11 protein-coding genes are annotated in these 15,779 nt (G+C 71.7%); 8 read left to right on the top strand and 3 right to left on the bottom strand.

The window, feature by feature from the left end; all coding sequences use genetic code 11:
* The first annotated feature begins 11 nt into the window (after positions 1-11).
* From dxr to JMF97_RS01550, 5 genes are all read left to right on the top strand, one after another.
* Positions 12-1,223 carry a 1-deoxy-D-xylulose-5-phosphate reductoisomerase gene (gene dxr / locus JMF97_RS01570; RefSeq protein WP_203219884.1) on the top strand — a complete coding sequence of 404 codons (1,212 nt, stop codon included), beginning with the start codon at positions 12-14 and terminating at the stop codon, positions 1,221-1,223.
* The gene (locus JMF97_RS01565; protein ID WP_203219883.1) at positions 1,223-2,473 is read left to right on the top strand and encodes a M50 family metallopeptidase; all 1,251 of its coding nucleotides are present in this window, start codon (positions 1,223-1,225) and stop codon (positions 2,471-2,473) included. The genes dxr and JMF97_RS01565 overlap by 1 nt, the downstream gene beginning before the upstream one ends.
* A 9-nt stretch (positions 2,474-2,482) precedes the next feature.
* Entirely contained in the window at positions 2,483-3,655 is a 1,173-nt protein-coding gene (gene ispG, locus JMF97_RS01560) for a flavodoxin-dependent (E)-4-hydroxy-3-methylbut-2-enyl-diphosphate synthase (RefSeq protein WP_203219882.1), read from the top strand.
* 208 nt (positions 3,656-3,863) lie between these two features.
* Entirely contained in the window at positions 3,864-4,703 is an 840-nt protein-coding gene (locus JMF97_RS01555) for a GNAT family N-acetyltransferase (protein WP_013732135.1), read from the top strand.
* A 156-nt stretch (positions 4,704-4,859) separates the two neighbouring features.
* Positions 4,860-8,570 carry an ABC transporter ATP-binding protein gene (locus JMF97_RS01550; RefSeq protein ID WP_203219881.1) on the top strand — a complete coding sequence of 1,237 codons (3,711 nt, stop codon included), beginning with the start codon at positions 4,860-4,862 and terminating at the stop codon, positions 8,568-8,570.
* 38 nt (positions 8,571-8,608) lie between these two features.
* Here the strand turns inward: JMF97_RS01550 and JMF97_RS01545 are convergent, their stop codons facing one another.
* From JMF97_RS01545 to JMF97_RS01535, 3 genes are read right to left on the bottom strand one after another with little or no spacing between them, the layout of a single operon-like run.
* Positions 8,609-9,676 (bottom strand): NADH:flavin oxidoreductase/NADH oxidase, encoded by a 1,068-nt coding sequence (locus JMF97_RS01545; RefSeq protein ID WP_203219880.1) that lies wholly within the window; start codon positions 9,674-9,676, stop codon positions 8,609-8,611.
* Entirely contained in the window at positions 9,673-10,392 is a 720-nt protein-coding gene (locus JMF97_RS01540) for a DUF998 domain-containing protein (RefSeq protein ID WP_203219879.1), read from the bottom strand. Before JMF97_RS01540 ends, JMF97_RS01545 begins: the two co-directional genes overlap by 4 nt.
* A complete protein-coding gene (locus JMF97_RS01535; RefSeq protein ID WP_203219878.1) occupies positions 10,385-11,350 on the bottom strand; it encodes a glutathione S-transferase family protein in 966 nt (321 codons plus the stop codon). Before JMF97_RS01535 ends, JMF97_RS01540 begins: the two co-directional genes overlap by 8 nt.
* Before the next feature lie 107 nt (positions 11,351-11,457).
* On the opposite strand from JMF97_RS01535, the gene pcaF reads away from it, so the two are divergent.
* From pcaF to JMF97_RS01520, 3 genes are all read left to right on the top strand, one after another.
* Positions 11,458-12,660: a 3-oxoadipyl-CoA thiolase gene (gene pcaF, locus JMF97_RS01530; protein WP_203219877.1), complete on the top strand. Its 1,203-nt coding sequence runs from the start codon at positions 11,458-11,460 to the stop codon at positions 12,658-12,660.
* Positions 12,661-12,819: 159 nt separating this feature from the next.
* On the top strand, positions 12,820-13,638 hold the full coding sequence (locus JMF97_RS01525; RefSeq protein ID WP_203219876.1) for an SAM-dependent methyltransferase: 819 nt from the start codon (positions 12,820-12,822) through the stop codon (positions 13,636-13,638).
* A 4-nt stretch (positions 13,639-13,642) separates the two neighbouring features.
* A complete protein-coding gene (locus tag JMF97_RS01520) occupies positions 13,643-15,778 on the top strand; it encodes a putative bifunctional diguanylate cyclase/phosphodiesterase (protein ID WP_203219875.1) in 2,136 nt (711 codons plus the stop codon).
* Position 15,779 lies beyond the last annotated feature (1 nt).

The following is a 15,779-nucleotide window of genomic DNA, read 5'->3' as shown; positions in this document are numbered from 1 at the left end:
ACAATGGCGGCGTGACGTCCCCCCGTGATCTTGTGCTGTTGGGTTCTACCGGGTCGATCGGTACGCAGGCCATCGACATCGTGCGGCGCAACCCGGACCGGTTCCGGGTGGTGGCGCTGGGTGCCGGTGGCGGCAATGTAGGGCTGCTCGCCGCCCAGGCCCTCGAACTCGGCGTCGAGGCGGTCGGGGTGGCCAAGGCTTCCGCCGCCCAGGACCTTCAGTTGGCCTTCTACTCCGAGGCCAGTCGGCGGGGCTGGGCCAGTGGCGAGTTCAAGCTGCCGAAGATCGTGGCCGGGCCGGACGCGATGACCGAGTTGGCGCAGTGGCCGTGTGACGTCGTACTCAACGGGGTGGTGGGGTCGCTCGGGCTCGCGCCGACGCTGGCGGCGCTGCGCGCCGGTCGTACGCTCGCGTTGGCCAACAAGGAGTCCCTCGTTGCCGGCGGCTCGCTGGTCAAGGCCGCGGTGACGCGGCCGGAGCAGATCGTCCCGGTGGATTCGGAGCACACCGCCCTCGCCCAGTGCCTGCGCTCCGGCACCCGGGCCGAGGTGCGCCGACTGATCGTCACCGCCAGTGGTGGGCCGTTCCGGGGTAAGCGGCGCGACGAGTTGACAGCCGTCACGCCCGAGCAGGCGCTGGCGCACCCGACCTGGAACATGGGACCGGTGGTCACGATCAACTCGGCGACCATGGTCAACAAGGCGCTGGAGGTGATCGAGGCGCACGAGCTGTTCGACGTGCCGTACGCCGACATCACCGTGATGATCCATCCGACTTCGGTGATCCACTCGATGGTGGAGTTCGTCGACGGTTCCACGATCGCCCAGGCCAGCCCGCCGGACATGCGGCTGCCGATCGCCCTCGGCCTCGGCTGGCCGGACCGGGTGCCGGACGCCGCCGCCGCCGTCGACTGGACGACCAGTCACACCTGGGAGTTCGCGCCGCTGGACGACGAGGCGTTCCCGGCGGTGGCGTTGGCCAAGGCGGCCGGTGAGGCGGGGCGCTGCCGACCGGCGATCTACAACGCGGCGAACGAGGAGTGCGTCGCGGCGTTCGTCGCCGAGCGACTGCCCTTCCTCGGCATCGTCGACACGCTACAGCGAGTGCTGGAGGGGGCTCCCGATTTCGGTGAACCGGGTACCGTCGAGGACGTACTCGAAGCCGAGTCGTGGGCCCGCGCGCACGCGCAGGAGATCATCGCTGCTGCGGTGGAAGGAGCTTGATGTCGTTCGCGTTCGGGGTGGCGCTGTTCGCCCTCGGCATCCTGGTTTCGGTCAGCCTGCACGAGGCCGGCCACATGCTCACCGCCAAGGCCTTCGGCATGAAGGTCACCCGCTACTTCGTCGGCTTCGGTCCGACGATCTTCTCCTTCAAGCGGGGCGAGACCGAGTACGGCCTCAAGGGCATCCCGCTCGGTGGCTTCTGCAAGATCGTCGGCATGACGCCGCAGGACGACGACGTCGAGCCCGGCGACGAGAAGCGGGCCATGTGGCGCTACCCGGTGTGGAAGCGGACCATCGTGATGTCCGCCGGGTCGATCACCCACTTCGGGTTGGCGATCTTCGCGGCCTGGTTGGCGGCGATGACCTTCGGCCTGCCCAACCCCGACTTCCCGCGTGACGAGCAGCAGATCCGCGCCGAGCCCGCGGTGATCGCCATCCAGGACTGCGTCCTGCCGGACACCACCTACCGGGAGTGCGCCGCGGGCGACGCCGCCAGCCCCGCCGGGGCGGCCGGGCTGCGCAACGGCGACCGGATCACCTCGATCAACGGCACCCCGATCAACAACTACGGCGAGCTGCTGACCACGCTGCGGGCCACCACCCCGGGCAGCACCGCCACCATCGGGTACGAGCGCGACGGCCAGCCCGCCACCACCGAGACCACCCTGGCCACCACCAAGCGTCCGCCGATCGACAACCCGGACGGCCCGGTCACCGAAGTCTCCGCGCTCGGCGTCGGTCTGGTCCTGAGCACCCCGGGCCTGGTCTCCTACGGCCCGGTGGAGGCCGTCGGCGCGACCAGCACCTTCATCGGCGACATGGCGGTGGCCACCGCCCAGGCGTTGCAACGCCTGCCGGAGAAGATCCCCGCCCTGTGGACCGCCATCACCGGCGGCGAACGCGACATCGACACCCCGATCAGCGTGGTCGGCGCCAGCGTGCTCGGCGGCGAGGCGGTCGCCAACAACGCCTGGGAAATCTTCATCATGTTGTTCATCTCGCTGAACTTCTTCATCGGGGTGTTCAACCTGCTGCCGCTGCTGCCGCTGGACGGCGGCCACATCGCCATCGCCTGGTTCGAGCGGGCCCGCTCCTGGGTGTACGCGCTGCTGCGCCGCCCCGACCCGGGCCGCGTCGACTACTTCAAACTGATGCCCTTCACGTACGTGGTGATCCTGATCGGTGGTGTGTTCACCCTGCTCACGATCACTGCGGACGTCGTCAACCCGATCACCCTCTTCCCAAGGTGAGTGCCTGAAGTGACCGCTGTCAGCCTCGGTATCCCTGCCGTACCGCCGCCGCCGCTGGCCCCCCGCCGGGCGAGCCGCCAGATCATGGTCGGTTCGGTGCCGGTCGGTGGTGGCGCGCCGGTGTCCGTGCAGTCGATGACCACCACCCTGACCGCCGACGTCAACGCCACTCTCCAGCAGATCGCCGAGCTGACCGCCTCCGGCTGCCAGATCGTCCGGGTCGCGGTGCCCAGCCAGGACGACGTGGAGGCGCTGCCGGCGATCGCCCGCAAGTCGCAGATCCCGGTCATCGCCGACATCCACTTCCAGCCGAAGTACGTCTTCGCGGCGATCGACGCCGGCTGCGCGGCCGTGCGGGTCAACCCCGGCAACATCCGGCAGTTCGACGACAAGGTCAAGGAGATCGCGGCAGCGGCCTCCGCCGCCGGTACGCCGATCCGCATCGGCGTCAACGCCGGTTCGCTGGACAAGCGCCTGCTCGCCAAGTACGGCAAGGCCACCGCCGAAGCCCTGGTCGAGTCGGCGCTGTGGGAGTGCTCGCTGTTCGAGGAGCACGGCTTCCGGGACATCAAGATCTCGGTCAAGCACAACGACCCGGTGGTGATGATCCGGGCGTACCGCCAACTCGCCGAGAAGTGCGACTACCCGCTGCACCTGGGCGTGACCGAGGCCGGCCCGGCCTTCCAGGGCACCATCAAGTCGGCGGTCGCCTTCGGCGCGCTGCTGGCCGAGGGGATCGGCGACACCATCCGGGTGTCGCTGTCCGCGCCGCCGGTCGAGGAGATCAAGGTCGGCAACCAGATCCTGGAGTCCCTCGGGCTGCGCGAGCGCGGCCTGGAGATCGTCTCCTGCCCGTCCTGCGGGCGCGCCCAGGTGGACGTCTACAAGCTCGCCGAGGAGGTCACCGCCGGCCTGGAAGGGCTGCCGGTGCCGCTGCGGGTGGCCGTGATGGGCTGTGTCGTCAACGGTCCCGGCGAGGCCCGCGAGGCCGACCTGGGTGTCGCCTCCGGCAACGGCAAGGGGCAGATCTTCGTCAAGGGCCAGGTCGTCAAGACCGTGCCCGAGGGGCAGATCGTGGAGACCCTCATCGAAGAGGCGCTGCGACTGGCCGACGAGATGGGCGCCGAACTGCCCGAGGAACTGCGCGGCCTGCTCCCCGGCGCCACCGTCACCGTCCACTGACCCAGCCCACAGTCGCCCATGATCGTGCTCGATGTGGGATCGAGTGGCTTGTGGTCGTGACGAGGCCACTCGATCCCACATCGAGCACGATCTTCGATCCCACATCGAGCACGATCTTGAGTGGGGCGGGTGCCCTCAACGGCGGACGGTGCCGGTGGCGGTTACCGTCCGCCAACACGACTCGGGCGGATCTGGCAGGCTGGTAACCGTGCTGACGGCGCCGGTGCGGCAACTGGGTGAGTCAGAGCGTCGCGCGGTCGAGCGGCTGCTCGATCTCGACCCGTACGCGGGTGCGCAGGTCGCGGAGCGGATCGCCGCGCGTGGGCTGGCGTGGTGGCGGGCCGAGGGGCGGGTGCTCGGGTACGGCTCCCGCCGGCAGCTCGAATCGGTCTGCTGGCTGGGCGGCAACCTGACCCCGGTGCTGGCGACCCGGCAGGCGACCGCCGCCTTCGCCGATCTGCTCGCCGGGGAGGACCGGATCTGCTCGTCGATCGTGGGACGGGCCGACGCGGTGCTGGAACTGTGGGACCGGCTCTCCGACACCTGGGGGCCGGCCCGGGACGTACGCCCCAATCAACCGTTGCTGGCCACCGAGGCGTTGCCCAGGGTCCCCGCCGACCCGCACGTACGCCTGGTTCGTGGCAGTGAGCTCGACCTGCTCTTCCCGGCGGCCGTGGCGATGTACACCGAGGAGGTCGGCGTTTCGCCGCTGGCCGAGGACGCCGGGCGCGGGTACCGCCGCCGGGTCACCGAGATGATCCGCTCGGGTCGGGCGTACGCCCGGATTGTCGATGGTCAGGTGGTCTTCAAGGCGGAGCTCGCGGTCGTCACCCGGCACACGGCGCAGGTCCAGGGGGTCTGGGTGGCGCCTGAGTGGCGTGGGCGTGGGATCGCGACGGCGGCGATGGCGGCCGTGGTGCGCGACGCGCTCAACCGGGTCGCCCCGACGGTGAGCCTGTACGTCAACGATTTCAATCTGCCCGCCCGGCGGGTCTACGAGCGGTGCGGGTTCCGCCCGGTCGGCACGCTGGCGACCGTGCTGTTCTGAGCCGCCTGGCCGCCTCGGTGGTCCCCCGCTGGTGACTCCGGCACGCGACCCGGCGGAAAGCAACGGGTCGGGCCGGATTGCGCAAAAAAGGCGTTGAAGCGGCACGGTCCTGCCCTCAGGCTAGAACCTTCGCCATCACACCGGAGGACACGACCCGTGCGACTGCTTCGTGATCTGTGGGTCACTTCGCCCCGCAGGATGACCCTGGTGGCCGTTCTGGTTGTGATCGGCGGCATCGGCCAGGCGGCCACCGCCGCGCTGGCCGGGCCGGTGCTGGTGAACCGGTCCGTTGTCTTCTTCGTGCTGCTGACGATCGCCCTGACCGCCGCCGTCCTCAGCGACCTGGTGGTCAGCCTGGTGATGGCCGGGGTGACCGCCGACTGGTCCGCCGACCTGCGCCGCCGGCTCTGTCGGGTGGCGCTGGGGCAACCCGTGCCCGCCCTGGAGACGACGCCGGTCGGGGAGATGCTCGACCGCATCGACGGTGACGTCTACGACGTGGCCTCCGGGGTGCGCGGCCCGGGCATCCGGCTGGCCCAGTCGTTGGCGGTGGGTGTGGTGGCCACCCTGGTCGCGATCACCGTCTGGTGGCCGGCCGGAATCGGCATGCTGCTGGTGACCGTCCTGCTCGCGGTCACCCTGCGCCGTCCCGCCGGTCGGATCGCCCCGGCCCGGATGAAGGAGGAGGCGGCCTGGTCAGACCTGGCGGCGGTGATGGAGGAGTCCATCCACGGCCAGGACGACGTACGCACCAGCCTGGCCCGGCCGTACGTGCTGCGCCTGTACGCCCGCCGGGCCTCCGAGGTGCTCCGCCGCGGACTGCGGGTCTGGCGGATGGGTGCGCAGGTGAATTCCATCGCGGCGGGGGTGACCCGGGCCGGCATCGCGCTGGTGGTGCTGGGCGGGGTGTGGGCGTTCGGCGCCGGCCGGGTGGACGCCGCCCAGTTGACCGCGATCTGGCTGCTCGCGCTCTCCCTGGGCATGACCGTCGAACACGTCAGCCGGATGGTGCCCGACGTGCAGTACGCCCTCGGCGCCTGGGGTCGGGTGCAACTGCTGCAGAACGCAGAGCAGGAACCGACCGGCGGCGACTCCCCGGTCGACGGGGATCTGGTCATCCGTGACCTGACCTTCCGTTACCCGGTCGAATCCGAGGCCGAGCGGGGTCCGGCGCTGCGCGAGGTCAACCTGACCTTCGTCCGCGGCCGGTCGTACGCGCTGGTCGGGCGGACCGGCTCGGGCAAGTCGACGCTGGCCAAGGTGCTCACCCGGGCCGTCGACGTGCCGGCCGGCACGGTGCTGCTCGGCGGGCGGGACGTGCTCGACCTGGACGTGGAACAGCTACGTCGGTGGATCGCGGTGGTGCCGCAGCGTACCGAGATCCTGGCCGGCACCCTCGCCGAGAACGTGGCGCTGTTCGACCCGGAACTGCTCGACGCCGCCGAACGGGCCCTGCACGAACTGGACCTGGCCGGCTGGATCGCCGAGCTGCCCGCCGGCCTGAACACCCGGCTGGGCGAGGGCGGGCATGTGCTGTCGGCCGGGCAGGAGCAGTTGGTCGCCTTCGCCCGCATCCTGGTTCGCGACCCGCACGTGGTGATCCTGGACGAGGCCACCGCCCGGCTCGACCCGGTCACCGAGGCACGGGTCCAGCGGGCCACCTCGCGGCTGCTGCGGGACCGGATCGGCATCGTCATCGCGCACCGGCTCTCCTCCGTACGCGAGTGCGACGAGGTGGTGGTGCTGGCCGACGGCGCGGTGGTGGAGGCCGGTCCGCTGGCCAGTTCCCGCCGCTTCGCCGAGCTGCTCGCGGCCAGCCACGCGGACGCGTACGACGCCGTCCTGCTCGTGGAATCCGACGGCGCGCAGGGTGAACCGGCGTTGGTCGGGGCCGCCTCGACGGAGTTGGCCGCCGGCGGGTTCCCCGACGCTGCCGCGCTGTCGGGTGGCCCGCTCGGCGGTGACCGCGGCGGGTCGCCGACGCCGAGCGGTGACCGCGGCGGATCGTCGACGCCGGGCGGTGAACGCGGCGGTTCGTCGACGCCGGGCGTCGAGCGGTCCGTCGACGGTCCCGCGCCGATCGTCGGACCCGAGCCGGTCGAGCCGGTCGAGGGACGCCAGGGCGACGGGCGTACCGACGGCGGCGGTGACGTGCCGGCAGGTGGGCCGGGCGTGGAGCGTCGACCGGCGTCCCGGTTCCAGACGATGCGGGAGATCGTCCGGCTCTGCCTCAACGATCCCCGCTACGGCCTGGCAGCCATCGGCATCTTCTCCGTACTGACCGTGTTCGGTCTGGACGGGCCGTTGCTGGCCTGGCTCTGGGTCGACGTGGTGGACGGCACCGGTAGTCCGTGGCTGCCCGCGTTGGGTATCGCGGCCGGTCTGATCCTCGCCATTCCCGCCAACTACTGGACCCACCTGTGGTTCCCGGCCTGGTTCGTCCGGCAGATGCTGCGGATCAGTGCCCGCCTGGTGCACGGGCAGACCGGTCCACGCCGGATCAGTCGGCACAGCCCCGCCGAGGTGGTGGCCCAGGGCGGTGACACCGAACGCGTCGTCCAACTGGCCGACAACGTGCTGGATCAGACGGTCGCGGTGATCCTGCTGGTGGTGATGACCGTGGTCACCGACAGCGTGGTGCCGGGGCTGTTCTTCATCGGCACGATGGTGCTGTCCGGGCTGGCCGCGACGGCGTTCGGGCCGCGGCTGGAACGCGCGGCCCGCGACACGGTGGCCGCCCGCGCCGCCTTCGCCACCGCGCTGGTGTCCAGCCTGTCGGCGGCCCGGACGGTGAAGCTCGCCGGGGCCACCCGGCCGGTGCTGACCCACCTGGCCGGCCTCGACACGGTCCGCAGCGACCGGCAGCGCCGGGAGATCGCCGTGCAGGTGTGGGCCCGGTCCACCCCGGCACTGGCCAGCGGCCTGCTGCCGATCGGCGTCTGGGCGCTGTATCTGTCCGGCGGTCTGACCGCCGGGGCGGCGCTGGTCGCGGTCGCCACGCTGGGCGCGGCCCGCTGGTTCGCGTGGACCACCGCGTCGCTGGTCTCGCAGGTGCCGTCGGCTCGGGTGTGGACACGTCGGACGGTGGAGATGGCCGGCGTCGAGGCGTACTCGGCGCGGATCCCGGGTGTCGATCTCATGGCGGGGACGGCGCCCGCCCCACCGCAGGCGCCGCGTACTCCGCTGCGTCGGCTGGAGCTGACCAATTTCGGCGTACGGCACACCGACGGCACCGTGGCGGTACGCGATGTCAACCTGACCGTGGAGCGTGGCCAGCTCGTCCTGATCGTCGGCCCGGTCGGCTCGGGCAAGTCCTCCTTGCTGCGCGCCCTGGCCGGGATCGCCCCGCACATCGGGCAGTTGACCTGGAACGACGATCCGGTCACCGAGCCGGAGTTGTTCCTGCGCCCCAACCAGGTCGGCTATGTCGGCCAGTTGCCCCGGGTGCTCTCCGGCACGGTCGCCGACAACATCACCCTCGGGCATCCGGTCGACGCCCGGCACGCCGTGGCCACCGCCCAGCTGGAACACGACCTGGCGGCCACCGGCAGCGGGCTCGGGCTGCTGATCGGGCACAAGGGCACCCGGCTCTCCGGCGGCCAACTCCAGCGCCTGGCGTTGGCCCGGGCGTTGGCGCCGCGTACCGAACTGCTGGTCGCCGACGACGTCTCCTCCGCGTTGGACGTCACCACCGAACTGGCGCTGTGGCAGGCGCTGCGCGAACACGGCGTGACCGTCGTCGGCTCCACGTCGAAGCGGGCCGCGCTGGTGCGGGCCGACCACGTCGTGGTGCTCATCGACGGTGTGGTGGCGGCGCAGGGACCGTGGCGCGACCTGGAAGACAAGTGGGGCCACCTGGCGGGCTGAGCCCGGCGGTGTCATCTGCCGGGCTCAGCCTCGGGCCTTCAGGCCGCCCGCAGGTACGGCTCGGGCCAGGTGGTGTCCGCGCCGAGCTTGGCGGCGGCCTGGCGCGGCCAGTACGGATTGCGCAGCAGCTCGCGACCGAGCAGCACCAGGTCGGCTTCGCCGTCGGCGATGATCGCCTCGGCCTGTTCCGGCTCGACGATCAGGCCGACCGCGCCGGTGGGCACCTGCGCCTCCCGGCGCACCTGGGCGGCCAGCGGCACCTGGTAGCCACGGCCGACCGGGACGGTGGCGTTCGGCGACGCCCCGCCCGAGGAACAGTCGACCAGGTCGACCCCGGCCCGGGCCAGCTCGACGGCGAGCGCCACGCTGTCGTCGACCGTCCAGCCGCCCTCCACCCAGTCGGTGGCCGAGATCCGGGCCAGCACCGGCACCTGCTCACCGACGGCGGCGCGGACCGCGCGGGCGACCTCCAGGGTCAGCCGCATCCGCCCGGCCCGGTCGCCGCCCCAGGCGTCGGTGCGGTGGTTGGTCAGCGGGGACAGGAACTCGTGCAGCAGGTAGCCGTGTGCCGCGTGCACCTCCACGGCGGCGAATCCGGCGGCCAGTGCCCGGTCGGCCGCCACCGCGAACGCCTCCACCACGGCGGCGATGCCCGCCTCGTTCAGGGCGGTCGGCGTCCGGTACTCCGGGAGGAACGGCTGCTCGGTGGGCCCGACCGGAGTCCATCCGCCCTCGGCGTCGGGTACCCCGCCCCGGTGCGGATCCCAGGGCCGGTAGGTCGACGCCTTGAACCCGGCGTGCGCGAGCTGTACGACGGGCACCGCGCCGTGGGCGGCCACGAACCGGGTCACCGGACGCCAGGCGTCGACGTGCCGGTCGGACCAGATGCCGGTGTCCTGCGGGCTGATCCGTCCCTCGGGCAGCACCGCGGTCGCCTCGGTCATCACCAGGCCGGCGCCACCGACCGCCCGCGTACCGAGGTGCACCAGGTGCCAGTCGTGGGGGAGGCCGTCGGGGCCGGCACTGTACTGACACATGGGGGCCAGCGCGATCCGGTTGGGCAGGGTGACCGCGCGCAGCGTCAGCGGTGTGAACAACGTACTCATGAGTTCATCTTCTCGCGGTCGCCAGGATTCGCGGTCGCCATGATCGTGGCGGTGACCACACCCCAGGCGACGATCACCAGCAGCAGCAGTCGTTCCAGCACGCCGGCCAGCGTTCCCCGGCCGATGAGCAGCATGGCGAGGCCGAGCGCGCCCGCCAGCGGCAGGGCCACCGCCACGCAGATCGTGGCGGTGCGGCGCAGCGGTGCCGCCGCTGCGCGGGAGAGCAGGATCGCGATCATGGCGAGAACCGTGGCGCCGGCGGCGACGATGCTCGCCGCGCCGTGCACCAGATCCGCCACCGTGGGTGTCTCGAACGGCGGTAACGGGCAGCCGTCGCTACAGGTCACCGCGCCGGACAGGGCGGTGGCTACCGCCCCGACGACGAGCAGCACCACCGCGATCCGCAAGGCTCTGTCGGGCTGTCGCGCTGGTCGGGGCGCGGCGTCGTCAGCGGGCTGGTCGCGTAGTGCGGCGGCGAGCAGCAGGAGCGCGGCGCCCAGGGTGAGCACCCCGAGCCGGTACGTCCAGGCGTAGATGCTGTCGGCCACGCCGGCCTCGCTGACGTACCCGGTCAGGCCCGGACCGGGACCGGCGACCACGGCGAAGGTCGCCGCGACCGCGCCGACGAGCACGCAGACCGCCGCGCCCGTGGCACGGCGCTCGACCACACCCGCGGCACGGCGTTCGGCCACGTCCGTGGCACGGCGCTCAGCCACGTCCGTGCGGCGTCGTCCAGCCGTGCAGGTCCGGGCCGAGCGGCACGATGCCGGTCGGGTTGATCTCGTCATGGGTGGCGTAGTAGTGCCGCTTGATGTGGTCGAAGTCGACGGTCTCCCCGAAACCGGGGGTGGTGAACAGATCCCGGGCGTACGCCCACAGCACCGGCATCTCGGTGAGCTTGCGCCGGTTGCACTTGAAATGCCCGTGGTACGCCACGTCGAAGCGGACCAGCGTGGTGAACAGCCGCACGTCCGCCTCGGTGATCGTGTCGCCCATCAGGTACCGCTGCTCGGCCAGCCGCAGCGACAGCGCGTCCAACCGGGCGAACAGCGCCGTGTACGCCTCGTCGTACGCCTGCTGGGAGGTGGCGAAGCCGCACCGGTAGACGCCGTTGTTGACGTCGCGGTGGATGTCGGCCATCAACTGGTCCATCTCCGGGCGCAGCTCGACCGGGTACAGATCCGGTGCGTCCGGTGCGTGCAGCCGCCGCCACTCGGTGGACAGATCCAGGGTGAGCTGCGGATAGTCGTTGGTGACCACCCGCCCGGTGACGGTGTCGATCAGCGCCGGCACGGTGACCCGGCCGGTGTAGTCGGGATCGGTGGCCAGGTACGCCTCGGCGAGGAAGCCGACGCCCAGCACCGGGTCGAAGCCGTCCGGGTCGAGGGTGAACCGCCAGCCCCGCTCGTCGCGGATCGGGTCGACGGTGCCCAGTGAGATGGCCTCGTCCAGCCCCAGCAGATTGCGGACGATCAGCGCCCGGTGAGACCACGGGCAGGCCCGGCACCAGATCAGCCGGTACCGGCCGGGCTCCAGCGGCCAGCGGTCCTGTTCGTCGGGCCCGGCACCGGGCGGCGAACCGGAGTGCGGGGTGACCCGACCGGTGAACCGGTTGGGTTGACGGACGAACGCGCCGGCCTCACTGCTCTCCGCGCTGAACTGGGCTCTTGCCATGCCGACAAACCTATCCGGACTCGGCGGCGATATCCTGGCGGCAGGACGTCCTGGTCGATCCGCTGGACGCTCCCCACCCCTGCCTTCCCACCCCCGAAGGACTCGCGATGACCGTGGCATACCTGGTGGCCGGTGTCCGCACCCCGATCGGCCGGTACGCGGGCGCCCTCGCCGGCGTACGCCCCGACGACCTGGCCGCGCACGTGATCCGCGAACTGGTCGCCCGGCACCCGTCGGTGGACTGGTCCCGCACCGACGACGTGGTGTTCGGCTGCGCCAACCAGGCCGGCGAGGACAACCGCAACGTGGCCCGGATGGCGGCGCTGCTCGGCGGCCTGCCGGAGCAGGTCTCCGGCAGCACGGTCAACCGGCTCTGCGGCTCCGGCCTCGACGCGCTGGCCACCGCCGCGCGGGCGATCGTCGCCGGGGAGGCCGATCTGATGGTCGCCGGCGGGGTGGAGAGCATGAGCCGGGCTCCGTTCGTCATGCCGAAGGCCACCAGCGCCTTCTCCCGCGCCGCCGAGATGTACGACACCACGATCGGCTGGCGGCTGGTCAACCCGCTGATGGAGCAGGGCTGGGGGGTCGACTCGATGCCGGAGACGGCGGAGAACGTCGCCGTCGAGTTCGGTGTCGACCGGCTCGCCCAGGACGAGTTCGCGTACCGCTCGCAGCTGCGGGCCGCCAAGGCGCAGGCCGACGGCCGGCTGGCCGAGGAGATCGTGCCGGTGACCGTGCCGGCCGGTCGGCGGGAGACGCGGCTGGTCGAGGTCGACGAGCACCCCCGGCAGACCTCGATGGAGAAGCTGGGCGCGCTGCCCACCCCGTTCCGCACCGGCGGCACGGTGACCGCCGGCAACTCCTCCGGGGTCAACGACGGCGCGGTGGCGCTGCTGGTCGCCTCGCAGCGGGCCGTCGAGGAGTACGGTCTCACCCCGCTGGCCCGCGTCGTCGGGACGGCGACCGCCGGGGTGCCGCCGCGGATCATGGGCATCGGCCCGGTGCCGGCGACCCGGCGACTGCTTCAGCGGCAGGGCCTCTCCGTGACCGACCTCGACGTGATCGAGTTGAACGAGGCGTTCGCCGCCCAGTCCGTCGCGGTGCTGCGGGAGTTGGGCCTGCCCGAGGACGCCGAACACGTCAACCCGAACGGTGGGGCCATCGCGCTGGGCCACCCGCTCGGTGCCAGCGGCGCCCGGCTCGCGCTCACCGCCGCGCTGGAGCTGCGTCGCCGGGGCGGCCGCCGAGCCGTCGCCACCATGTGTGTCGGCGTCGGCCAGGGCATCTCCATGCTGCTCGAAGCCGCCTGACGGCCGGGTCGAGGCTGCTTGATCGCCGGGCCGGCGCTGCCTGACCGGGCGCGCCGGCACGGTCGCCGGACAAAGGCGGTTGTGGATCTCCCAGGGTGTGGCGCGCGGGCCTAGAGTAGGCAGCGTTACTTGATCCGTGGCGACGACTTGGGGTAACCAGTGCAGCAGCCGGACGGAGCACCCATCGAGATCGACCTTTCCCGGCCCAGCGCGGCCCGGGTGTACGACTATTTTCTGGGCGGTGCCCACAACTTCGAGGTCGACCGGCAGTTGGCCGACCAGATCGCGGCGATGACGCCGAACCTGCCGGCGACCATGCGGGCGGGTCGGGAGTTCCTGCGCCGGGCCGTACGCGTGCTGCTCGACGCCGGCATCGACCAGTTCCTCGACATCGGCTCGGGCATCCCCACCGTCGGCAACGTGCACGAGGTCGCCCAGGCCACCAACCCGCAGGCCCGGGTGGTCTACGTCGACATCGACCCGGTGGCGGTGGCGCACAGCCGGGAACTGCTGGCCGGCAACGAGTCGACCGGCGTCATCCACGCCGACCTGCGCGACCCGCAGCGGATCCTCGCCGAGACCCGGGCGTTGCACCTGCTCGACTTCGACCGGCCGCTGGGCATCCTGCTGGCCGGCGTGGTCCACTTCGTACCCGACGCCGACCGGCCCGGCGACATCCTGGCCACCCTGCGGGCCGCCGCCGCACCCGGCAGCCACCTGGTGATCTCGCACTCCACCTTCGAGGACCAGCCGCAGGAGATGCTGGACGCGCAGCGGCTCTCGGCGCGTACCAGCACCGAGATCACGCTCCGGTCGCGGGACGAGATCACCTCGTTCTTCGGCGACTGGACGATCCTCGAACCGGGTGTGGTGCACATGGAGCTGTGGCGTCCGGACTCGCCGTCCGACGTGGCCGCCGATGCGCAACGCTTCGGTGCCTTCGGCGCGGTGGCTCGCAACGACGACGTAGCGGGGTGACCTGATGTCGGCCGTCGGTGCCCCCGGAGGGCGTGCCGTCGATCCGGCCGGCGCGCACAGCTACGCGACCGAGTGGGCGCAGGCGGTACGCCGGCTCGGCTTCGTACCGATGAGCGCGGCCGACACCGAGCGGCTGCTGTTGTCGTACACCCTGCGGCTGGCCGAGGCGCTGCTGCACGCCGACGAGGTGGCCCCGGTGGCGGCGGAGGTCGGTCAGGCCATGGTCGAGGCGCACCTGACCGAACCGGACATGATCGAGTGGTCGGTGTGCTCGCTCGCCGACCGGTTGCCCGACCAGGTGCTGGGCGGGGCGACCGGGCTCGACGACCGGATCGCGGTGGCGCAGGGCGCGCTCGCGGCCGGGTTCGCCCGCGCGCTGCGTGATCGCACCTTCGCTCAGCAGGAGCGGATCGCACGGTCGGCGTGGCAGGCCCGCGACGATGTCGAGCGGGCGTTGCGCGACAGCGAGGCCAGGTTCCGGGCGGTCTTCCGGGGCGCGGCGATCGGCATCGGCATCGCCGACGTCGACGGGCAGATCATCGACGTCAACCAGCCCTTCGCCGACATGCTCGGCTACTCCATCGAGGAGATGCGCCGGCTCAACGTGACGGCCCTGTTCCACCACGACGACGCACCCGGCATGTGGGAGCTGTACGGGGAACTGATCGAGGGCAAACTCGAATCCGGGCGGGTCGAGAAGCGGTACAACCGCAAGGACGGCACCTCCGTCTGGACGGACCTGGCCGTCTCGTTGATCCGGCACGACGACGGCCGGCCCCGGTTCACCATCGCCGTTGCCGAGGACATCACGCAACGGTACGAACTCCAGCGTCGGTTGCGCTTCCAGGCGCTGCACGACCCGCTGACCGAACTGCCCAACCGCACGTTGTTCTTCGAGACGCTGAGCCGCCTGCTCAGCGCCTCGGGCCGGGTCGGAGTCTGCTTCCTCGACCTCGACGGCTTCAAGGCGATCAACGACAGCCTCGGGCACGACCTCGGTGACCGGCTGCTCATGACGATCGCCCGCCGGCTGGCCGGCTGCGTGGCCGAGTACGGCTACCTGGTGGCCCGGATGGGCGGCGACGAGTTCGTCATCCTGGTCGACGGCGACGCCGGGGTCGACAACATGATCGCGGTGGCCGAGCTGGCGCTGACCGCCGTCTCCGCCCCGGTGTTCATCGACGACCACCAGCTGATGGTCTCGGCCAGCGTCGGCATCGTCGCCTCGGACCTCGTCGGCACCAGCGCCGCCGAGCTGATGAAGGCCGCCGACACCACGCTGTACTGGGCCAAGGCGGAGGGCCGGGGCCGGTGGGCGGTGTACGACCCGGAGCGCAGCGCCCGGGACATCGCCCGGTCGACCCTGCTCGCCGGACTGCCGGTGGCGCTGGACCGGGACGAGTTCGTACTGCACTACCAGCCGATCGTGTCGCTGTTGGACGGTCGGATGCTGGCGGTCGAGGCGCTGGTCCGCTGGCAGCATCCGGAGCTGGGGTTGATCGGCCCGGACCGGTTCATCGGGTTGGCCGAGGAGACCGGCCTGATCGTCCGGCTCGGCGAGTGGGTGTTGCGGCAGGCCTGTCGGGACGCCCATCGGTGGCACGTCGACTTCCCCGAGGCGCGGCTGGTGGTCAGCGTCAACCTGGCCGCCCGGCAGGCCGACGCTCCGGTGATCGTGGACACTGTGGCCGACGCCCTGTCCAGCAGTGGGCTGCCGGCGGAACTGCTGCAACTGGAGTTGACCGAGAGCGCCGTGATGGGCTCCGGCGGTGAGCCGCTGCGGACGCTGTACCGGCTGGCCGAGCTCGGGGTCCGGCTGGCCGTCGACGACTTCGGCACCGGCTACTCGAACCTGGCGTACCTGCGTCGGCTGCCGATCACCTGCCTGAAGCTGGCCGCCCCGTTCGTCGAGGGCATCCGGGGCGACGAGCCGGATGCCGCCGACCACCGCGACGAGCGGATCGTCGACGCGCTGGTGCGGTTGGCCCATGCCCTGGAGCTGTGGGTGACCGCCGAGGCGGTGGAGACCGAGCCGCAGGCCGAGCGACTCCGGGCGCTACGCTGCGATTCCGCTCAGGGCCGCCTGTTCGGCCCACCAGAGCCCGCCGCAGCAATCTCCACCCGCCTGGCCGGCGGGTAAG

Source organism: Micromonospora fiedleri (genome assembly GCF_016774385.1).
GTDB lineage: Bacteria > Actinomycetota > Actinomycetes > Mycobacteriales > Micromonosporaceae > Micromonospora > Micromonospora gifhornensis.
The sequence above is the reverse complement of the archived record's forward strand: the minus strand, read 5'-3'. Positions and strand labels throughout refer to the sequence as shown.